The following is a 19,742-nucleotide window of genomic DNA, read 5'->3' as shown; positions in this document are numbered from 1 at the left end:
GCGATGAATAAATGGGGCGTGGGTTTAACATTATTGCTGGCATCGACCAGCGTTCTGGCTAAGGATATCCAGTTACTGAACGTGTCATACGACCCGACGCGTGAACTGTACGAGCAATACAACAAAGCGTTTGCGGCACACTGGAAACAGGAAACCGGCGACAACGTGGTGGTTCGTCAGTCGCATGGCGGCTCCGGCAAGCAGGCGACGTCCGTGATAAACGGTATTGAAGCCGACGTGGTGACCCTGGCGCTGGCCTACGATGTCGACGCGATCGCCGAGCGCGGCCGCATCGACAAAAACTGGATCAAACGCCTGCCGGATAACTCCGCACCCTACACCTCGACCATCGTCTTCCTGGTGCGTAAAGGAAACCCGAAACAAATTAAAGACTGGAACGACCTGATCAAACCGGGCGTTTCTGTGATTACCCCGAACCCGAAAAGCTCCGGCGGCGCTCGCTGGAACTATCTCGGCGCGTGGGGCTATGCACTGCATCACAACAATGGCGACCAGGCCAAAGCGCAGGAATTCGTGAAGGCGCTGTATAAAAACGTTGAGGTGCTGGACTCCGGTGCGCGTGGCGCCACCAACACCTTCGTCGAGCGCGGGATTGGCGACGTGCTGATTGCCTGGGAAAACGAAGCCCTGCTGGCCACCCACGAGCTGGGCAAAGACAAATTTGAGATCGTGACCCCGAGCGAATCGATTCTGGCTGAGCCGACCGTTTCCGTGGTCGATAAAGTGGTTGAGAAGAAAGATACCAAAGCGGTGGCGGAAGCCTATCTGAAATATCTGTACTCGCCAGAAGGCCAGGAAATTGCGGCGAAAAACTTCTATCGTCCACGCGATGCGGCGGTCGCCAAGAAATACGAAGGGGAGTTCCCAAAACTGAAGCTATTCACTATTGACGATGTGTTCGGCGGCTGGACCAAAGCGCAGAAAGAGCACTTCTCTAACGGTGGCACTTTCGACCAGATCAGCCAGCGCTAACCATTAGCCTGTGACACGGTGACCCGGCGTGAGAAATCCGCCGGGTTTTTTATTTGGTCATCATTTTGCGTTACTCTTTTGCCTCTATTGAAAACAGGGAACGCGTTGTGAAAAAAATTATCTTATTGCTCCTCATTGTCATCGCCCTTGCCGCTGGCGGCGTGTACTGGATGAAGGCGGGTAATCCGAATGCGTTGCGACATATCGTTCTCGACCAGTGCGTGCCGAATCAGATCCAGAACCGTAACCCGGCACCGTGTGCGCAGGTGAAAACGGATGCAGGCTATGTGGTATTTAAAGATCGCAACGGGCCGCTGCAATACCTGCTGATGCCGACATATCGCATCAACGGCACCGAGAGCCCGCTGCTGACCGAAGCTCATACGCCGAACTTTTTCTGGCTGGCGTGGCAGTCGCGCAGCTTTATGACCCTGAAGCATGGATCCGAGGTGCCTGACAGCGCCATTTCGCTGACGATTAACTCCCCGACAGGGCGTACGCAGAACCATTTCCATATTCATATCTCCTGCCTGCGCCCGGACGTGCGCGAGAAGCTCAACGCGGCACAGGGAGAAATCAGCACCCAGTGGCTGCCTCTTCCGGGGGGGCTGGAAGGACATGAATATCTTGCTCGTCGCGTGACGGAGAATGAACTGGTCCAGCGCAGCCCGTTTATGATGCTGGCGGAAGAGCTGCCGGAAGCGCGCGACCATATGGGGCGTTTCGCGCTGGCAATGGCGCAGCAGTCGGATGGCTCTTTTGTTTTGCTTGCGACCGAGCGTAACCTGCTCACGTTTAACCGCGCGTCTGCGGAGGAACTGCAGGATCATCAATGCACTATCCTGAAGTAACCCCACCATAAATCGCGTTTACTCGGGCTGCCTGTCACCGTAGACTTGCTGAAAAATTCTACAGGAGACAGGTATGTCGCTCTGGTTAACGTATCCTCTGCTGCTGCCCTCACTGATCGTTGGCGTCACCATCGTGCTGTGGGCGACGTCGCTATTGCCGGAATTTATCACCGCGCTGCTGTTCTTCACGGCGGCGATGACCGCCAGAATCGCCCCGCCGGAGGTCATCTTCGGTGGTTTTGCCTCGTCTGCTTTCTGGCTGGTATTCAGCGGCTTTGTGCTCGGCGTGGCGATCCGTAAAACCGGACTGGCGGACAGGGCCGCCCGGGCGCTGTCGGCAAAGCTCACCGACTCCTGGGTGTTGATGGTGGCGAGCGTGGTGCTGCTGAGCTACGCGCTGGCGTTTGTGATGCCGTCGAACATGGGACGTATTGCGCTGCTGATGCCGATTGTCGCGGCGATGGCAAAACGCGCCGGTATCGCCGACGGCTCCCGCGCCTGGTTCGGGCTGGCGCTGGCGGTGGGGTTCGGGACTTTCCAGCTTTCGGCGACGATCCTGCCTGCAAACGTTCCCAATCTGGTAATGAGCGGTGCGGCGGAAGGCTCGTACGGCATCCATCTGAACTATGTCCCGTATCTGCTGCTGCACACGCCGGTGCTCGGTATCCTCAAAGGCCTGATTCTGATTGGCCTCATCTGCTGGCTATTTCCCGGCAGCCCAAAACCGCCGAAGGAACAGGCGCCGTCTGATCCTATGGGGCGGGATGAAAAGCGTCTTGCCTGGCTGCTGGCGGTGGTGCTGGGGATGTGGGTCACGGAGAGCTGGCACGGCGTAGGGCCCGCGTGGACGGGGCTGGCGGCGTCGGTCATCGTTATGCTGCCGCGCATTGGGTTCATTACCGGGGAAGAGTTTTCTGCGGGGGTGAATATGCGTACCTGTATTTACGTTGCGGGCATTCTTGGGCTTGCGATCGTGGTGACGCAAACCGGTATCGGAACGGCCGTGGGCGAGGCATTGCTTCGCATTATGCCGCTGGATGCAGACAGGCCGTTCACCAGTTTCCTGGCGCTGACCGGTATTACCACGGCGCTCAACTTCATCATGACCGCCAACGGCGTTCCGGCGCTGTACACCACCCTGGCGCAGAGTTTTTCGGACGCGACCGGTTTTCCGCTGCTGTCGGTGATCATGATTCAGGTGCTGGGCTATTCCACGCCGCTGCTGCCGTATCAGGCGTCGCCGATTGTCGTGGCGATGGGGTTAGGAAAGGTGCCTGCAAGGGCGGGGATGGTGCTCTGTCTGGCGCTGGCTATCGCAACGTATCTGGTACTGCTGCCGCTGGATTATCTGTGGTTTAGTTTGCTGGGGAAAGTGTAGTTCGGTGCGAGGTGTTTCCCCTCACCCCCCCCTCTCCCTAAGGGAGAGGGGGGAGAAGAGCGGCGGGCAAGCGCAAGCGCCACCCGCCACAAAGGCAATTACGCCTGTTTAGCCGCTTCTGCTGCCTTAACGATCACCGCGAAAGCGTCAGCTTTCAGGGATGCACCGCCAACCAGCGCGCCATCGATGTCTGGCTGGGTGAACAGCTCAGCAGCGTTGGAGGCGTTTACGGAACCGCCGTACTGGATAATCACTTGCTCAGCGATCTTCGCGTCGGCTTTAGCAATGTGGTCACGAATGAATTTGTGAACCGCCTGAGCCTGCGCAGGGGTTGCAGATTTGCCGGTACCGATCGCCCAGACTGGCTCGTATGCGATTACTGCGCCTTCGAACGCTGCCGCGCCCTGGGTTTTCAGCACTGCGTCGATCTGACGTGCGCACACTTCTTCGGTTTTGCCCGCTTCGTTTTCCGCTTCGGTTTCACCGATGCACAGAACCGGGATCAGGCCCTGCTCTTTCAGCACGGCGAATTTCTTCGCGATGAACTCGTCGGATTCTTTGTGATAGGTGCGACGCTCGGAGTGGCCGATGATGATGTATTTCGCGCCGATATCTTTCAGCATTTCAGCGGAGGTTTCACCGGTGAACGCGCCAGACAGGTTAACGTCAACGTTCTGCGCGCCCAGAATGATGTGGCTGCCGTCAGCGGCGTGTTTAGCCAGATCCAGGTACATATCCGGCGGAGCGATAGCAACCGCGCAGCCCGTCACGCCAGCCAGCTCTTTACGCAGGTTCGCAACCAGTTCGTTTACCATGTGGCGGCTGCCGTTCAGTTTCCAGTTACCCATCACTAAAGGATGTCGCATTTCAATTCTCCACGCTAAATAAGCGAATTAAGGAATATGGCCACCCTGTCGGGCAGCATGGTCTGTGAATCAGTATAGAGATTTTCCCTCGAAAGGCTTTGCTTTTTGTCATTAATTCGCCCCGCCGAGGGTGTCAGATAGTGCCAGCTTAATCGGTTCAACAGCGAAGGTCAGTCCTTTTTCGCCGTTGTCCGCCACAACATAGCGGATCGCGCCTTCGGTATCAGCGTAGTAACGCTTGTTTTTCCCGGCGGTAAGGAGTTTTTGCAGCTTTTGCTGACTTTGCTTTTTCGTCAGCACAGGGGTAAAGGCCTGCAGTACCGCACTCATGTACTCCAGCGCTTTCGCCTTAGCGGCTTTCTGCTCTGGCCCCTGTATCGGCAGCCAGGTGATTTGCATGCTTTTGATTTTTAACGTACCGCGCTCCAGCGCCGTGGAAGCATACAAATTCTCGTTAATCTTGCTTGCCGCACGGGTCAGTGTGGGGGTATCGCGTGAGCCATCAATGGCGCGAAACTCATCCAGCGGCAGCGTGGGGTTGGTCTGATTAAAGGTTTCACGAAACTGGCTGATGGACTGATCGAAGGACGGTGCGCCCGCCAGCAGATAGGGTGCTGTGGTCGGGGCTGTGGTTTCGGCGGCGTGCAGGGGATAACCCGCGCTGAGCAGCGCTAAACACAGGAAAAGAGAACGTGCCGAACTTTTCATCAACATTGCCCCTGGCCGTAAGTGCTCATGATTAAAACGATATCTGGTCGGCTTGTCAAAAGGTCACAACTCCAGGGTAAAATACGCGCTATACGATAATAAGGAACCTTACATGACCATACAGCAGTGGCTGTTTTCATTCAAAGGGCGTATTGGACGCCGTGATTTCTGGATCTGGATGGTGACGTGGGTTGTCGCCATGCTGCTTCTGTTTTTCGTGGCTTACAACGCCTGGCTGAGCACGCAAACGGCGGCCTTCGCGCTGGTCTGCCTGCTATGGCCAACGGCGGCGGTTGTCGTAAAACGGCTGCACGATCGCGGGCGTTCCGGCGCGTGGGCATTTCTGATTATTCTGGCGTGGATGCTGGTGGCGGGAAACTGGGCGATGCTGCCGTCCATCCTGCCGTGGGTTGTGGGCAGGCTGCTGCCGTCGGTCATCTTCGTGATGATGATTGTCGATCTGGGCGCGTTTATTGGCACCCAGAGCGAAAATAAATACGGTAAAGACACCGTCGAGGTGAAATACCGCTGATCACCAGTAGTGTTCGGCGGTCATATGGCCCGGTCGGCGGCGAAGATGTTTCGTCATCTGCCGGGTATCCTTCAGAAGCTGCTGCGTGTCCCGCACCATCTGGGGGTTGCCGCACAGCATGACGTGGCTGGTTTCAGCGTTCAGCGGCAAACCCACCGCGTCTTCCAGGGCTCCACTCTCAATTAGCGCCGGCACGCGGCCGGTAAGCGCTCCTGCTACGGTTTCGCGGCTGACCACCGTCTGAATCTTTAACTTCCCGCCGTACTGCTGTTCAAGCGCCTGCATCTGCGGCAAATAGCTCAGGTCCGCGGCGTAGCGCGCAGCGTGCACCAGCACGATGTTTTTAAAGCGCTCCAGGTCTTTGCCGTACTGCAAAATAGAGAGATAAGGGCCGATGGCCGTACCGGTTGCCAGCATCCAGAGCGTGTCGCAGTCAGGGATCTCTTCGAGCACAAAGAAGCCTGCCGCTTCACTCACAATTTGCACCTCGTCGCCGGGCTTAAGGGCGGCAAGGCGCGGGCTGAGCTTACCGTCAGGAACGGTGACCAGATAGAACTCGAGATCCGGGTTATCAGGTGCGTTAACGTAAGAGTAGGCGCGCTGCACGCGCTCGCCGTCGACATCCAGCCCCAGCTTCGCAAATTGCCCGGCTTTAAACGGGTGAACGGGAGCATGTACGGTGAGACTAAATAGCGCATCGGTCCAGAACTGTACCTTTGTGACTTTACCTGTTACCCAGTCCGCCATGATCTTCTCCTGTGCTGTTTCTCTGTTCTATCTTCCGTACTTGTGGTGACAATTTCCAGCCCGTCAGGGCCGGAAAGCTCTATCGATCAAACGGTTTTACAGAATGTGCGTCTGCACGTCCGGGTCTTTGCGGTCGAGATAGTGGATAGACTGGATGCGGCGAATGGTGCGTGATTTACCGCGAATCAGCAGTGTTTCAGTGGTGGCCATATTGCCCTTGCGGGTGATGCCGTCCAGCAGATCGCCTTTGGTGATGCCGGTCGCCGAGAAGACAACGTTATCGCTACGCGCCATCTCGTCCAGAGCCAGCACTTTATTGGCCTCGATGCCCATCGCTTCGCAGCGCGCCAGCTCGTTTTCCCCGATACGGCGGTTCTCTTCGCTGTCGCCTTTCACCTCATGGCGGGGCAGCAGACGGGCCTGCATATCGCCATCCAGCGCGCGGATCACTGCCGCGGAGACCACACCTTCCGGCGCGCCGCCGATGCCATACAGCACGTCGACTTCGCTGTCCGGCATGCAGGTCAGGATCGAGGCGGCAACGTCACCGTCAGGGATAGCAAACACGCGCACGCCGAGCTTTTGCATCTGCGCGATAGTGGCGTCGTGGCGCGGTTTCGCCAGAATGGTGACGGTGAGTTCGCTAAGGGGTTTGCCCAGGGCTTTGGCGATGTTGTGCAGGTTCTCTTCCAGCGGCAGGCTAAGGTCGATTGCGCCTTTTGCGCCAGGACCGACAATCAGCTTTTCCATGTACATATCCGGCGCGTTGAGGAAGCAACCCTTATCGCCCACGGCCAGCACCGCTAACGCATTGGCCTGACCCATCGCCGTCATGCGGGTGCCTTCGATCGGGTCAACCGCGATATCCACGGCATCGCCTTTGCCGGTACCGACTTTTTCACCGATGTAGAGCATCGGCGCTTCGTCGATCTCGCCTTCGCCGATCACGATGGTGCCGTCAATGTTGACCTGGTTAAGTACAATACGCATGGCATGGACGGCTGCGCCGTCTGCGGTATTTTTGTCGCCACGGCCCAGCCATTTATAGCCTGCAAGGGCGGCCGCTTCGGTGACGCGGGAAAACTCGATAGCAAGTTCACGTTTCATGAGGTACTCGTGCAATCAAAAGGAATTGCACGAAGTTTATCACAGAGTGGGGAGGGGTGAGGGGGCCGGTGCGGTTGGAGCCCCTCTCCCCAAAGGGGCGAGGGGACTTAAAACACCCTCTCCCCTTTGGGGAGAGGGCCGGGGTGAGGGGAATTACTCTTCGTGCTCTTCCCACGCCAGGGCGCGTTTCACCGCTTTTTTCCAGCCGCTGTAGCGGAAGTTACGCTCGGTGGTTTCGATGCCCGGACGGAATTCGCGTTCGATAACCGCTTTTTCCTGCAGCTCGTCCAGGTTCTGCCAGAAGCCTACCGCCAGACCGGCAAGGTATGCCGCGCCCAGCGCCGTGACTTCACGCACTTCAGGGCGTTCAACGCGGGTGCCCAGAATGTCGGACTGGAACTGCATCAGGAAGTTATTCGCTACCGCACCGCCGTCCACGCGCAGGGCGTGCAGACGAATGCCGGAGTCAGCCTGCATCGCTTCCAGCACGTCGCGCGTCTGGTAGGCGATGGATTCGAGAGTAGCGCGAATAATGTGGTTAGAGTTCACACCGCGCGTCAGGCCGAAAATTGCGCCGCGTGCATACGGGTCCCAGTACGGTGCGCCCAGACCGGTGAACGCAGGCACCACGTACACGCCGTTGGTGTCTTTCACTTTGGTCGCGAAGTACTCGGAGTCGAACGCATCGCTGATCAGCTTCATCTCGTCGCGCAGCCACTGAATGGATGCACCCGCCATGAACACCGCACCTTCCAGCGCATAGTTCACTTCGCCGCGCGGGCCGCAGGCGATGGTGGTCAGCAGGCCGTTTTCTGATTTCACCGCCTTCTCGCCGGTGTTCATCAGCATAAAGCAGCCGGTGCCGTAGGTGTTCTTCGCCATCCCTTCCTTGACGCACAGCTGGCCGAACAGCGCCGCCTGCTGGTCGCCGGCGATACCGGCGATAGGAATACGGGTGCCGCCTTTACCGCCGATGTTGGTCTGGCCGTATACTTCTGAAGACTTACGCACTTCAGGAAGCATCGCGCGCGGAATGTCCAGCGCGTCCAGCATCTTGTCATCCCACTCAAGGGTGTTGATGTTGAACAGCATGGTACGCGAGGCGTTGGTGTAGTCGGTCACGTGAACGCGTCCCTGGGTCATCTTCCAGATAAGCCAGGTATCGACGGTACCGAACAGCAGCTCGCCGCGTTTAGCACGCTCGCGTGAACCTTCTACGTGGTCGAGGATCCATTTCACTTTGGTGCCGGAGAAATACGGGTCAACCACCAGACCGGTGGCGCTGCGCACGTACTCTTCCATACCGTCGCGCTTCAGCTGTTCGCAGATCTCGGATGTACGGCGGCACTGCCAGACGATAGCGTTGTAAATGGGCTTACCGGTTTCACGTTCCCAGACAATCGTCGTTTCACGCTGGTTGGTAATACCAATCGCGGCAATCTCGTCGGAACTGATATCGGCTTTCGCCAGCACTTCGACCAGCGTGGAGCTTTGTGACGCCCAAATCTCCATTGGGTCATGTTCTACCCAGCCTGGACGAGGATAAATTTGCTCAAATTCGCGCTGTGACACGCTGACGATGTTCGCGTCATGATCCATTACGACAGCGCGGGAGCTGGTAGTGCCCTGGTCGAGCGCAACGATATATTTTTTTTCGGTCATGGTATGTGTCCCGTAGTCAGATTACAGCGAAGCTTTTTGTTGTGCGGTAGAAGTCGTTTCCTTCTCTTCTTCCACACAGGTGTCGCACGGTAAGTGGCGACCAATTAATTTGCGGTAGCTAAACGCACCCAGCGCAGCCCCGACAACCGGCGCAAACAGCGGTACCAGGAAGTAAGGAATGTCTTTGCCACCGGTGAAGGCGACGTCGCCCCAGCCAGCGATAAAGGCAAAGGCTTTTGGTCCGATATCACGTGCCGGGTTCATCGCGAATCCGGTCAGCGGGCCCATGGATGCGCCAATTACCGCAATCAGCAAACCAATCAGCAGGGGTGCCAGCGGGCCGCGCGGAATGCCGTTTCCGTCGTCGGTCAGCGCCAGGATAACGCCCATCAGAATAGCGGTAATCACCATTTCAACTGCGAACGCCTGCACAAAATTAATATGCGGGTTTGGATAGGTTGAGAAGATACCTGCCAGATCCAGACTTTCAACACTGCCGCGTACCATATGATGCGTCTGTTCGAAGTCGATGAAAAGATTGTAATAAAGCCCGTAAACTAACGCCGCTGCGCAAAACGCGCCGGCAAACTGAGAAAGAATGAAAGGAACAACTTTGCGTCCGTCGAAGCACGCGAACAGCCACAGTGCGATTGTCACCGCCGGGTTAAGATGTGCACCAGAAACCCCTGCAGTCAGGTAGATGGCCATCGCCACGCCCAGACCCCAGATGATACTGATTTCCCACTGACCAAAACTGGCACCCGCCACTTTCAGTGCAGCGACACAGCCCACTCCGAAGAATATCAACAACCCGGTACCAAGGAACTCGGCAATGCACTGGCCTTTTAAGGTTGATGTCTGACTCATAATCGGAATCCTGAAGAAATTGATGTTTATTGTTAGCATGGCCGCCCGTGACAGCCACGATGCCCTGTAGACATAGTGTTAATTTATCGTTAACGAGCAAAAACGAGAAATATCGAAATCAAAATGTGTGGTCTGTGTCAATAAAATGAGCGTTTTCGCGCCATAAAGCACATTTTTGCATCAGTACAGGAATGTGAGCTGAATCATTTCATTAACGAATCAGTTAACAATTTAGGGGTATATGACGCGAACACACCAGGACCAGACCTAAAAGTGTTGCAAACCGCGATCTGCGCGGTGTGTCGCTGGACACAGAGCGCCGCGCTCCATACAATCGACGGTATATGTCGTGCGCGTTTATGTTAAAGCGTCGCCTTGCAATTCAGGAGAGGTAGCATCATGTCTTTAGAAGTGTTTGAGAAACTGGAATCGAAAGTACAGCAGGCGATTGACACCATCACCCTGCTGCAGATGGAAATTGAAGAGCTGAAAGAAAAGAACAACAGCCTGGCGCAGGAAGTTCAGAACGCTCAGCACGGCCGCGAAGAACTGGAGCGCGAAAACAACCAGCTGCGCGAACAGCAGAACGGCTGGCAGGATCGCCTGCAGGCGCTGCTGGGACGTATGGAAGAGGTCTAATTTCTCTCGGGAAATACAGATGAAATAAGCCGGGTAAGGCGTCGCCGCCACCCGGCTTTTTTTATGGTTTGATGTCAGTCGGCGATCACCATAAAAAAGGCCGCCAAAGGCGGCCTTAACGCTACTTGTCCTGCGCTGTCATAGCAAAAGCAACGAACACATTCGGTTCATCACTCTTTACAACGAGTACGCTGGCGACAATGAACGCGATACATAAATAGCGTTTCATTATGCGGTCCCTGCAGCTAACCGCTCCACCGTTCACCACCGGTGATAAGTCGGTGGACACAAGCCCTGGTATTAGCCTGCTTTACGGTAGTGAATACACCTTTCCCTGGACCGATGCCCATTTGCGAGATGGCGGAAAGGGACGCTTCACCATAATGAGCATCAACCGTGGAGTTAAGGTATTCATAGACAATTAGGATTTTATAAAGGTTCTGAGGGGTTGCCCAAGGTTTGGACGAGAGTATGATGAAACTCCCTGGTGTTAGTCTGCAAAACTTCCCAACGGACCGCGAATCCTGAGGGGACAAAAAAACCGCCACATTGCTGTTGGCGGTTTTTTTATGGTTCTCGCTGACTTTTAACTACTCGATATCCAGCGCATCTTCCGACAGGATAATGCCGGTATTATCGGCGTAGAGATGGTCCCCGGAGAAGAAGGTCACGCCGCCGAAATTGACGCGCACGTCGCTTTCGCCGATGCCGTCACCCGCCGCCCCTACCGGTATGGCAGCGATGGCCTGAATCCCGATATCCAGGTCTTCCAGATCGTCCACCTGACGTACGGAACCATACACCACAAGGCCTTCCCACTCATTCTGAACGGCAATGCCGGCCAGTTCAGCATCAATTAATGCACGGCGCACGGAACCGCCGCCGTCGACCACAAGAACGCGGCCGCGGCCATTCTGTTCGAGCAGATCGTACAGCAACCCGTTGTCCTCGAAACATTTCACCGTGACGATTTGACCGCCAAACGACGACCTCCCACCAAAGTTGGAGAACAGCGGTTCAACGACGTTGACATCTTCCTGGTAGATGTCACAAAGCTCGGAGGTATCGTATTTCATAGGTTTAACGCTCAGTTGCTGCGAATGTGTTCAGTATATCGTGCGAAATGCGTTGTTGGCAAAATCATCAATTGTTAATTGATATTTGTCAGCTAACGCAGCGTCTGGCTTAACACAATCCCGATGACGAACAACAGGTTAGTCAGCAACGCGCCTTTTACCGTGCGTTCCAGCATCGGCGGCATGGCGGACGGGCTGAGTTCACGCATCACAAAGCGGGCCTGCTTAATCAGCAGCGGCGCGGCAAGCACAAACAGCCAGCCCCACAGGCTCTGCAAGGAAATCAGGTTAAACAGCGCCAGGCAAACCAGCGCGCCAATGAGCAGACAGGCGTGATAGCGGCGCGCATTGACCGGCCCCAGACGAACCGCCAGAGTGTTTTTGCCGTTCTCGCGATCGCTGTCGATATCGCGCAGGTTGTTGATGTTGAGCACCGCCGTCGCCAGCAGACCGCAGGCGGTCGCGGGCAGGAACAGGGCAGGGATCACCGTATGCGCCTGCAGGTACCAGCTTCCCATCACGCTCAGCCAGCCGAAGAACACCAGTACGGAGATATCCCCGAGCCCAATATAACCGTAAGGACGCGTGCCGACGGTGTAGGTGATGGCCGCGATAATGGCCAGTAAACCCAGCACCAGGAAGCCAATGAAATCGCTGGTGGTCTTAGACGCCACCGTCACCAGCGCAAGACCGGATACGCAGATCAGCGCTACGGTGATAATCAGCGCGCGTTTCATCTGCGCCTGGGTAATCACCCCTTTCTGCATTCCGCGCAGTGGACCTATGCGGTCCGGCTTGTCGCTGCCTTTTACCGCGTCGCCGTAGTCGTTGGCGAGATTAGAGAGAATTTGCAGCAGGCCGGCGGTAATCAGTGCCAGCGCGGCGACCAGCGGCTCAAAATAACCCTGCCACCAGGCAAGGGCGGTACCGACGATAATCGCGGCAAAGGCCAGAGGAAGCGTTTTAGGGCGCAGACTTTCGAGCCACGCCTGAGTACGGCTGATGTCAGTCATAAGTATTTAGCCAATAAAAATGGGGGCATTAGCCCCCATTAAACGTGATGAGAATCCAGTAACCGCGATTATAGGATAAAACGGCTCAGATCTTCATCTGCCACTAACGCATCCAGATGTTTACTCACATATTCTGCGTCAATGGTAACGGTTTGACCGTTAAGGTCGCTCGCGTCGTAAGAGATATCTTCCACCAGGCGTTCCAGCACGGTATGCAGGCGACGCGCACCGATGTTCTCGGTGGTTTCGTTGACCTGCCATGCGGCCTGGGCAATACGCTTGATACCGTCTTCAGTGAACTCGAGGTTCACGCCTTCGGTCGCCATCAGCGCTTTGTACTGTACGGTAGCAGAGGCGTTCGGCTCGGTCAGGATACGTTCGAAATCTTCGGTAGTCAGCGCCTGCAGCTCAACGCGGATAGGCAGACGCCCCTGCAGTTCGGGGATCAGATCCGACGGGCTGGCAACCTGGAACGCCCCTGAAGCGATAAACAGGATGTGGTCCGTTTTCACCATGCCGTGCTTGGTGGAGACTGTGCAGCCTTCAACCAGCGGCAGCAGGTCGCGCTGAACGCCTTCGCGGGACACGTCCGGGCCGGAGCTGTTGCCGCCGCGCTTACAAATTTTGTCGATTTCGTCGATAAACACGATACCGTGCTGCTCAACCGCGTCGATAGCGTCCTGCTTCAGCTCTTCCGGGTTTACCAGCTTCGCTGCTTCTTCTTCAATCAGCAGCTTCATCGCGTCTTTGATTTTCAGCTTACGCGCTTTCTGCTTCTGGCCGCCCAGGTTCTGGAACATGGACTGCAGCTGGCTGGTCATCTCTTCCATGCCCGGAGGCGCCATGATTTCCACACCCATTGGCGCGGCAGCGAGATCGATCTCAATCTCTTTGTCGTCCAGCTGGCCTTCACGCAGTTTTTTGCGGAATGCCTGGCGCGCCGCGGATGGTTCCGCCTGCTGCTCTGCCTGGCCCCAGTTGTTTTTTGCCGGTGGAATCAGCACGTCGAGAATGCGCTCTTCGGCCATCTCTTCCGCGCGATAGCGGTTTTTCTCGATCGCCTGGACGCGCACCATCTTGATCGCCGAGTCGGTCAGATCGCGGATGATGGAGTCCACTTCTTTACCCACATAGCCCACTTCGGTGAACTTGGTGGCTTCAACCTTGATGAACGGCGCGTTAGCCAGCTTCGCCAGACGACGGGCGATTTCGGTTTTACCGACGCCGGTCGGGCCGATCATCAGAATGTTTTTCGGCGTCACTTCGTGGCGCAGCTCTTCATCAAGCTGCATACGACGCCAGCGGTTACGCAGGGCGATAGCCACCGAACGCTTGGCGTTATCCTGGCCGATAATGTGTTTGTTCAGTTCGCTGACAATTTCGCGTGGGGTCATTTCAGACATGGGAGATCCTTACGCTTTGGAGGTCAATTCTTCGATGGTGTGGTTGTGGTTGGTATAAATGCAGATATCACCTGCAATATCCAACGCCTTCACCGCGATATCACGCGCGTTCATGTCGGTATTTTCCAACAGCGCGCGGGCTGCAGCCTGGGCATAAGGGCCGCCAGAGCCGATGGCAATCAGGTCATTTTCCGGCTGAATGACGTCACCGTTACCGGTGATGATCAGCGAGGCGGTTTCATCGGCCACGGCCAGCAGCGCTTCGAGCTTGCGCAGCATGCGGTCGGTACGCCAGTCTTTCGCCAGCTCAACGGCAGCTTTCACCAGATGACCCTGGTGCATTTCCAGTTTGCGTTCAAACAGTTCAAACAGCGTGAAGGCGTCCGCCGTGCCGCCTGCAAAACCGGCGATCACTTTGTCGTTGTAGAGGCGGCGCACTTTCTTCACGTTGCCTTTCATGACGGTATTACCCAGCGTGGCCTGGCCATCACCGGCGATTACCACATGGCCGTTACGGCGTACACTTACTATTGTTGTCACGAGCAGACCCCCTGGTTACAGAATCGGGAAACAGAAGCCCTGAGCCTGTGCTCAGGGCTGAATTAAATGATAGATGGGGGGGATTTCGGGGGTTTCAACCCCCGGAGGCGAGTCGAATGCAGTTTGTGTGGCCGGCGATTTTCAAACGAGAAATGGTGCCATCGGCATTTTCTTTGCCTTTGACCGGACCAATCACCACGCGATTCCAGCCGTTATTGGTGGTAATACGCGAATCAAACCCTTCAAAGGCCAGCTGAGCACGTACCGTTTCCGCCTGCTCTGCGCCTTTGAACGAACCGCACTGTACCATCCAGCGGCGCTCGTCTTTTTTCTCAGCCGTCTGCTTCGGCGCTTCGGTCTCTTTGGTCACCGGCGCGGCCTGCTGCGTTTTCGGCTGCTGCGCGGTGGTATGCGCTGGCGTCTGGAGCAGATCCTGATACGGCTGAGCCGCCTGTTTCTGCGGCTGCGTTTTTGGCTGCTGCTGGACTGGCTGAGACTGCGCCGTACGCGTCGGCTGCTGGTATGGCTGTTCCGTTACCCGCGGCTGTGCTTTCGGCTGCTGCACCGGCTGGGTTTGCGCCCACTGCTGCTGTTGTTGCTGCTGCTGGATCTGCTGTTGCGCCTGACGTCGCTGCAGCGTTTGCTGGCGCTGTGCCGGCGTCTGCTCATTCCACGGCACTTCGTTCAGCTGCGTAGGCTGCTGGCGCATATCGGCCTGCATTTGGGCCAGCAGCTGACGCTGTTCATCTGTCAGCTGATTCGCATTCTGCACTTCACCACCCGCAGAAGGTTCGGTTGGCGCACGCACCCCGGGCTGGCGGCTCTCCAGCTCTTTGATATAGCGCCAGCGCTCTTCAGGCTTCGGAGGAAGGCCATTTCCGGCAACTTTACTGGCCTGAAGCGCCTCAGACTCTTCTTTTTTATGGTGCGTGATGAAGTACAGGCCACCAATAAAGGCGACGACTACAGCCGCAGCAATAGCGACCATTGCTGGCGAGACAGCAGGCAGGTTACGTTGCTTTTTCCTTGAGCTACTCTTTTTGCGTCGCGAAGGTGCCGGCTGGCCGCGACGTACATAATCTCGTTGTGCCACTATCGTTTCGCTGTATTTATTCGTTCGTCAGTCCGCCATGTTACTTAAGCGGCGGGGCTTTGACCAGATAAGGGTATCCGAAAGACGTTTACTTTAAGTCAATGCCTGGGTAGTGCCGCGGACAATCAGTTCGCAGTCCAGCAACCGCGAGCCGCTGCTAACTGTTTGACCGTGAAGCTGATCCAGCAGAAGGAGCATCGCTTCGCGGCCGATTTGATAGCGCGGCTGAGCGACCGTTGAGAGCGGCGGATCGCAAAATTCTGAAAGCGAAATATTGTCGAATCCGATGATCGATAAATCTTTCGGTATGCGAAGGCCGCGGCGTTTGGCGTACGACAATGCGCCCAGCGCCATCACGTCGCTGTGACAAAATACGGCGGTTGGCGGCTCAGGCAGGTCCAGAAGTTTCTCAAGCGCTTGTCCACCCGCGGCGAAGGTAAAGTCACCGCGCGCAATGTAGTGCGGATCGACGGTGACGCCGGTACGGCGCAGCGCCTGAACGTAGCCCTGCAAGCGATAATGACACAGCGGCATTTCTTCAGGCCCGGCAATACAGCCAATGCGCTTATGCCCCAGCTCCTGGAGATAGTTTACGGCGTTGAACGCGGCGGTGAGGTTATCAATGTGGACCGTCGGCAGCTCCAGCTCCGGCGCAAACTCGTTGGCCATCACCATCGGCGGTAAATTACGCTGCTCTTCAATGCTGGCATCAAACGGCAGGCGGGAGCCAAGCAGCAGCATGCCGTCGATCTGCTTGGTGATAATGAGATCGATGAAGGTTTTTTCCTGCTGGTTCTGGTGAGCGCAGTCGCCAATCAGCACCAGGTAACCCTGTTCCGCTGCGGTGACTTCAATACCGCGGATAATCTCGCTGAAGAAGGGGTCGCAGATATCCGGCACAATCACCAGAATGGTGCGCGACTCATTGCGTTTGACGTTACGCCCCATCGCCTGTGGGAAATAGCCCACTTCAAGCGCAGCCTGCTCTACCCGGTTACGGGTCGCCTGGGAGACTTTATCCGGGTTCATTAATGCGCGGGATACCGTTGCCGTAGAGACTTGTGCTTTCTGGGCAACGTCTTTCATGGTCGCCGGTGCAACCTCTTTCCTGGACTTCAACGTCTTCTCCTCGCCTGAACACCGAACTTCTGACATCACCATTTTTACAGATAGTTAATGGAATCGGTTACAGAATTTTCATAAAAAGTGTGAGGAGCGTTAAATTTTTCGATCCGTCTTCAGCCTTCGATGGGATCGACGTCCAGTACCCACTTCACTTTTCGCGCTTCCGGCAGCGTGTTGATGAGCGCCAGCGTGCCGCTGACGATATGCTGCAGGCGAACACGTGAGGGGTGCTGAAGTAAGATTTGCCAGCGGAAACGTCCGCCGCGCTTTGGCGCGAGTGCCGGCACCGGGCCCAGGATCCACAGCTGATTATCCACCAGCGGGCTGGCCTGCAGGAGGTTTCTCAGCTGCTGCAGGAAAAGCGGCGCCTGCTGGTTGTTGTGATCTTCCGCGCGGATGATGACGTGGCTGGTCCACGGCGGCAGCTGCATGCTCTGGCGTTCGGCCAGCGCCTGCTCGGCAAAAGCGTCATAGCCTTTATGCAGCAGGGTTTGCAGCAGCGGATGCTCAGGGTGGTGCGTTTGCAACACCACTTCGCCCTGTTTACCGGCGCGACCGGCACGCCCTGCCACCTGGGTATATAGCTGGGCGAAGCGCTCGGCTGAGCGGAAATCTGCCGAGAACAGCGCGCCGTCCACGTCCAGTAGGGCGACAAGCGTCACGTCCGGGAAGTGGTGGCCTTTGGCCAGCATCTGGGTGCCAATCAGGATGCGCGCGCCGCCGCGATGCACTTCCGCCAGCTGCTGTTCCAGCGCGCCCTTGCGGCTGGTGGTGTCCCGGTCGATACGCGAAATAGGCACGTCCGGGAAGAAGGGGCCAAGCGCCTGTTCCAGCTGTTCCGTCCCCAGACCGACCGGTACGATATGGGTTGAACCACATGACGGGCACTGGCGCGGCACCGGGCGCTGGCTGTCGCAGTGGTGGCAGCGCAAATGCCGCTGGGCCTGGTGGAAGGTATAGTAGTGGTCGCAGCGAGGACACTCGGCAATCCAGCCGCAGTCGTGGCACAGCAGGGCGGGGGCGAATCCGCGGCGGTTCAGAAACAGAATGACCTGGTTCCCCGCCTGCAGGTGCTGGCGCATGCGGGTAATCAATGCAGGCGCTAGCCCGGCCTGAACCTGCTGACCTTTCAGATCCAGCACGTGCTGAATGGCCGGACGGGCATTCCCCGCCCGACGCGTCAGGCGCAGCATGTGGTACTTACGCTGGCGCACGTTGTGCAGCGTTTCGAGCGCCGGCGTGGCGGAGCCGAGAATAATGGGAATTTGCTCGCTGTGCGCGCGATAGACCGCCAGATCGCGGGCGTGATAGCGCCAGCCCTCCTGCTGTTTATAGGAGCTGTCGTGTTCTTCGTCGATCACGATAACGCCAAGATTTTTAAATGGCGTAAACAGCGACGAGCGGGTGCCGATCACAATCGCCGCTTCGCCGTTTTTCGCTTTCAGCCAGGCGCTGAGGCGTTCGCTGTCGTTCAGGCCGGAGTGCAGCACCTCAACCGGCGCGTTAAAGCGCTCGCGGAATCGGGCGATGGTTTGCGGCGTCAGGCCAATTTCCGGCACCATCACCAGCGCCTGTTTGCCCTGAGCCAGCACGTTTTCCAGCACGCTCAGGTAGACTTCGGTCTTGCCGGAACCGGTGACCCCCGCCAGCAGCCAGGCAGAGAAATGATCGGAGGCGCTATGAATCGCGCCCACGGCGGTGGCCTGCTCGGTATTCAGACGCAGGCGATCCCCTGAAACGGAGAAACTCTCCCGCCAGTCGTAAAGAGCGGGGGCTTCGCTGGCCAGTTCGCTCAGCCCTTTCTTTCTTAAGGCCTGTAGCGCCGTTTCGCTGACCTCAAGCTCGTCGACCTGATGTCGCCAGATTTTTCCCTGACGCAGCGCCGCCAGCGCCTGCTGCTGTTTCTGCGATCGCTTCAGGCTGTTGATGTCCACCGCCTGGCCCTGCTCGGTGGCAAACCAGTACCACATCGGCGCATGGCTGGCGCTTTTGCCCTGGCGCAGCATGATTGGCAGGGCATGGAACAGGACGTCGCCAATCGGGTGATGATAATAATCTGCCGCCCACAGCAGCAGTCGCCAGGTGCTGGTGGAGTAAACGGGCTCGCTGTCCAGCACCTCAACGACCGACTTCAGTTCATTGAGCGGCAGTTCACTTTGATCGCTGACGGAGACAACAATCCCCACGCGCTGCTGTTTGCCAAACGGCACGGTCACGCGGCAACCCGCTTTGGCGCTCATGCTGTCGGGCAGCAGGTAGTCAAAGGTGCGGGGAAGCGGAACGGGCAGGGCAACGTGAGCGACGGGCATCGAATCTTCCTGACTTGAAAAGTGGCGCGTTAGTATACACATTAGTAAAAGCGGCGTGCGGATCAGTTTGCATACGTTGGTCAAATTCTGTATGATTCGCCGCCTTTGGTGTACTTTACGCCAAAGAACTTACAATCAACATCGCGTGGTGTCTGGCGTTAGGGCTGGAAGAGCGACGCGGCCTTAACTGAGGTTCTCCCATGAAAAAAGATATTCACCCGAAATACGAAATGATTACTGCAAACTGTTCTTGCGGTAACTCTATCCAGATCCGCTCTACCGTGGGTCACGATCTGAACCTGGACGTGTGCGGCAAATGCCACCCGTTCTACACTGGTAAGCAGCGTGACGTTGCAACCGGTGGCCGTGTTGACCGCTTCAACAAGCGTTTCAGCATCCCGGGCGCTAAATAAGTTTCCCGAAAAAAAGGCACCGCAAGGTGCCTTTTTTGTATCCGCTTCTCAGTATTCCCACGTATCCGGGTCAATACCCAGTTCACGCATGATCACCTTCGCCTCTTCCGGGATTTCATCACTACGCTCTTTACGCAGATCTTCATCGTTCGGCAACGGTTGACCGGTAAACGCATGCAGAAACGCTTCGCACAGCAGTTCGCTGTTGGTCGCGTGGCGCAGGTTATTCACCTGACGACGCGTACGTTCATCGGTGAGGATCTTCAACACCTTCAGAGGAATGGAAACCGTAATTTTCTTTACTTGCTCACTCTTCTTACCGTGCTCAGCGTATGGGCTGATATATTCGCCGCTCCATTCAGCCATGAGATACCTTTAATCCTCTCAGTCATTTATTTAAAGGTGCAAAACCTGTAACCA

At 56.7% G+C, this 19,742-nt stretch carries 20 protein-coding genes; 6 read left to right on the top strand and 14 right to left on the bottom strand.

All coding sequences use genetic code 11. The features are described from left to right. Positions 1-3: 3 nt before the first annotated feature. The 3 genes from EnteroDNA1_RS13495 (at position 4) to EnteroDNA1_RS13485 (ending at position 3,222) form a co-directional block, all read left to right on the top strand. Positions 4-993 carry a sulfate ABC transporter substrate-binding protein gene (locus EnteroDNA1_RS13495; protein ID WP_023309695.1) on the top strand — a complete coding sequence of 330 codons (990 nt, stop codon included), beginning with the start codon at positions 4-6 and terminating at the stop codon, positions 991-993. Positions 994-1,100: 107 nt separating this feature from the next. Further along, positions 1,101-1,844, top strand: a complete 744-nt coding sequence (locus tag EnteroDNA1_RS13490) for a CDP-diacylglycerol diphosphatase (protein WP_069303926.1) — start codon at positions 1,101-1,103, stop codon at positions 1,842-1,844. A gap of 73 nt (positions 1,845-1,917) precedes the next feature. Continuing rightward, entirely contained in the window at positions 1,918-3,222 is a 1,305-nt protein-coding gene (locus tag EnteroDNA1_RS13485) for an SLC13 family permease (RefSeq protein WP_039264211.1), read from the top strand. A gap of 98 nt (positions 3,223-3,320) precedes the next feature. Here EnteroDNA1_RS13485 and tpiA read toward each other — a convergent pair whose 3' ends face one another. Both tpiA and EnteroDNA1_RS13475 read right to left on the bottom strand, forming a co-directional pair. Beyond that, positions 3,321-4,088 carry a triose-phosphate isomerase gene (gene tpiA, locus EnteroDNA1_RS13480; RefSeq protein ID WP_033146941.1) on the bottom strand — a complete coding sequence of 256 codons (768 nt, stop codon included), beginning with the start codon at positions 4,086-4,088 and terminating at the stop codon, positions 3,321-3,323. A gap of 111 nt (positions 4,089-4,199) precedes the next feature. Next, positions 4,200-4,796 (bottom strand): DUF1454 family protein, encoded by a 597-nt coding sequence (locus tag EnteroDNA1_RS13475; protein WP_069303427.1) that lies wholly within the window; start codon positions 4,794-4,796, stop codon positions 4,200-4,202. A 112-nt stretch (positions 4,797-4,908) separates the two neighbouring features. On the opposite strand from EnteroDNA1_RS13475, the gene EnteroDNA1_RS13470 reads away from it, so the two are divergent. Then, entirely contained in the window at positions 4,909-5,328 is a 420-nt protein-coding gene (locus EnteroDNA1_RS13470; RefSeq protein ID WP_023293600.1) for a DUF805 domain-containing protein, read from the top strand. On the opposite strand, the gene fpr is transcribed toward EnteroDNA1_RS13470, so the two are convergent. From fpr to EnteroDNA1_RS13450, 4 genes are all read right to left on the bottom strand, one after another. Further along, complete coding sequence (fpr, locus tag EnteroDNA1_RS13465) at positions 5,329-6,075, bottom strand: ferredoxin--NADP(+) reductase (RefSeq protein WP_029739198.1); 747 nt, start codon at positions 6,073-6,075, stop codon at positions 5,329-5,331. A 96-nt stretch (positions 6,076-6,171) separates the two neighbouring features. After that, positions 6,172-7,182 (bottom strand): class II fructose-bisphosphatase, encoded by a 1,011-nt coding sequence (glpX, locus tag EnteroDNA1_RS13460; protein WP_032662725.1) that lies wholly within the window; start codon positions 7,180-7,182, stop codon positions 6,172-6,174. Between the two features lie 153 nt (positions 7,183-7,335). After that, positions 7,336-8,844 carry a glycerol kinase GlpK gene (gene glpK / locus EnteroDNA1_RS13455; RefSeq protein WP_023309688.1) on the bottom strand — a complete coding sequence of 503 codons (1,509 nt, stop codon included), beginning with the start codon at positions 8,842-8,844 and terminating at the stop codon, positions 7,336-7,338. Between the two features lie 21 nt (positions 8,845-8,865). Continuing rightward, complete coding sequence (locus EnteroDNA1_RS13450; protein WP_014885705.1) at positions 8,866-9,711, bottom strand: MIP/aquaporin family protein; 846 nt, start codon at positions 9,709-9,711, stop codon at positions 8,866-8,868. 399 nt (positions 9,712-10,110) lie between these two features. Here EnteroDNA1_RS13450 and zapB point away from each other — a divergent pair, with 399 nt between their 5' ends. Next, positions 10,111-10,350: a septal ring assembly protein ZapB gene (gene zapB, locus EnteroDNA1_RS13445; protein ID WP_010436935.1), complete on the top strand. Its 240-nt coding sequence runs from the start codon at positions 10,111-10,113 to the stop codon at positions 10,348-10,350. Positions 10,351-10,940: 590 nt separating this feature from the next. On the opposite strand, the gene rraA is transcribed toward zapB, so the two are convergent. The 7 genes from rraA to priA form a co-directional block, all read right to left on the bottom strand. Continuing rightward, positions 10,941-11,426 (bottom strand): ribonuclease E activity regulator RraA, encoded by a 486-nt coding sequence (gene rraA, locus EnteroDNA1_RS13440; protein WP_032662736.1) that lies wholly within the window; start codon positions 11,424-11,426, stop codon positions 10,941-10,943. A gap of 92 nt (positions 11,427-11,518) precedes the next feature. After that, positions 11,519-12,439: a 1,4-dihydroxy-2-naphthoate polyprenyltransferase gene (gene menA / locus EnteroDNA1_RS13435; protein ID WP_069303426.1), complete on the bottom strand. Its 921-nt coding sequence runs from the start codon at positions 12,437-12,439 to the stop codon at positions 11,519-11,521. Positions 12,440-12,507: 68 nt separating this feature from the next. Continuing rightward, the gene (gene hslU, locus EnteroDNA1_RS13430; protein WP_023309685.1) at positions 12,508-13,842 is read right to left on the bottom strand and encodes an HslU--HslV peptidase ATPase subunit; all 1,335 of its coding nucleotides are present in this window, start codon (positions 13,840-13,842) and stop codon (positions 12,508-12,510) included. Between the two features lie 9 nt (positions 13,843-13,851). Further along, positions 13,852-14,382 carry an ATP-dependent protease subunit HslV gene (gene hslV / locus EnteroDNA1_RS13425; protein ID WP_008501802.1) on the bottom strand — a complete coding sequence of 177 codons (531 nt, stop codon included), beginning with the start codon at positions 14,380-14,382 and terminating at the stop codon, positions 13,852-13,854. 94 nt (positions 14,383-14,476) lie between these two features. Continuing rightward, positions 14,477-15,475, bottom strand: coding sequence for a cell division protein FtsN (gene ftsN / locus EnteroDNA1_RS13420; protein ID WP_058841957.1), 999 nt, complete (start codon positions 15,473-15,475; stop codon positions 14,477-14,479). A gap of 93 nt (positions 15,476-15,568) precedes the next feature. Next, on the bottom strand, positions 15,569-16,594 hold the full coding sequence (gene cytR / locus EnteroDNA1_RS13415; protein WP_023309683.1) for a DNA-binding transcriptional regulator CytR: 1,026 nt from the start codon (positions 16,592-16,594) through the stop codon (positions 15,569-15,571). 119 nt (positions 16,595-16,713) lie between these two features. Next, positions 16,714-18,909 (bottom strand): primosomal protein N', encoded by a 2,196-nt coding sequence (gene priA, locus EnteroDNA1_RS13410; RefSeq protein ID WP_069303425.1) that lies wholly within the window; start codon positions 18,907-18,909, stop codon positions 16,714-16,716. A gap of 200 nt (positions 18,910-19,109) precedes the next feature. Between priA and rpmE the strand changes: the two genes are divergently transcribed. Then, positions 19,110-19,322: a 50S ribosomal protein L31 gene (gene rpmE, locus EnteroDNA1_RS13405; protein WP_003862040.1), complete on the top strand. Its 213-nt coding sequence runs from the start codon at positions 19,110-19,112 to the stop codon at positions 19,320-19,322. A gap of 48 nt (positions 19,323-19,370) precedes the next feature. Here rpmE and metJ read toward each other — a convergent pair whose 3' ends face one another. Then, entirely contained in the window at positions 19,371-19,688 is a 318-nt protein-coding gene (gene metJ / locus EnteroDNA1_RS13400) for a met regulon transcriptional regulator MetJ (RefSeq protein WP_007369220.1), read from the bottom strand. Positions 19,689-19,742 lie beyond the last annotated feature (54 nt).

It is taken from the genome of Enterobacter sp. HK169 (assembly GCF_001719105.1).
In the GTDB taxonomy this organism is placed as follows: Bacteria; Pseudomonadota; Gammaproteobacteria; order Enterobacterales; family Enterobacteriaceae; genus Enterobacter; species Enterobacter asburiae_B.
The sequence above is the reverse complement of the archived record's forward strand: the minus strand, read 5'-3'. Positions and strand labels throughout refer to the sequence as shown.

Bases quoted from the DNA above. Each gene is read 5' to 3' on its own strand.
- EnteroDNA1_RS13495 (WP_023309695.1), top strand. From the start codon at position 4: ATGAATAAATGGGGCGTGGGTTTAACATTATTGCTGGCATCGACCAGC.
- EnteroDNA1_RS13485 (WP_039264211.1), top strand. From the start codon at position 1,918: ATGTCGCTCTGGTTAACGTATCCTCTGCTGCTGCCCTCACTGATCGTT.
- tpiA (WP_033146941.1), bottom strand. From the start codon at position 4,088: ATGCGACATCCTTTAGTGATGGGTAACTGGAAACTGAACGGCAGCCGC.
- EnteroDNA1_RS13475 (WP_069303427.1), bottom strand. From the start codon at position 4,796: ATGAAAAGTTCGGCACGTTCTCTTTTCCTGTGTTTAGCGCTGCTCAGC.
- EnteroDNA1_RS13470 (WP_023293600.1), top strand. From the start codon at position 4,909: ATGACCATACAGCAGTGGCTGTTTTCATTCAAAGGGCGTATTGGACGC.
- fpr (WP_029739198.1), bottom strand. From the start codon at position 6,075: ATGGCGGACTGGGTAACAGGTAAAGTCACAAAGGTACAGTTCTGGACC.
- glpX (WP_032662725.1), bottom strand. From the start codon at position 7,182: ATGAAACGTGAACTTGCTATCGAGTTTTCCCGCGTCACCGAAGCGGCC.
- glpK (WP_023309688.1), bottom strand. From the start codon at position 8,844: ATGACCGAAAAAAAATATATCGTTGCGCTCGACCAGGGCACTACCAGC.
- EnteroDNA1_RS13450 (WP_014885705.1), bottom strand. From the start codon at position 9,711: ATGAGTCAGACATCAACCTTAAAAGGCCAGTGCATTGCCGAGTTCCTT.
- zapB (WP_010436935.1), top strand. From the start codon at position 10,111: ATGTCTTTAGAAGTGTTTGAGAAACTGGAATCGAAAGTACAGCAGGCG.
- rraA (WP_032662736.1), bottom strand. From the start codon at position 11,426: ATGAAATACGATACCTCCGAGCTTTGTGACATCTACCAGGAAGATGTC.
- menA (WP_069303426.1), bottom strand. From the start codon at position 12,439: ATGACTGACATCAGCCGTACTCAGGCGTGGCTCGAAAGTCTGCGCCCT.
- hslU (WP_023309685.1), bottom strand. From the start codon at position 13,842: ATGTCTGAAATGACCCCACGCGAAATTGTCAGCGAACTGAACAAACAC.
- priA (WP_069303425.1), bottom strand. From the start codon at position 18,909: ATGCCCGTCGCTCACGTTGCCCTGCCCGTTCCGCTTCCCCGCACCTTT.
- rpmE (WP_003862040.1), top strand. From the start codon at position 19,110: ATGAAAAAAGATATTCACCCGAAATACGAAATGATTACTGCAAACTGT.
- metJ (WP_007369220.1), bottom strand. From the start codon at position 19,688: ATGGCTGAATGGAGCGGCGAATATATCAGCCCATACGCTGAGCACGGT.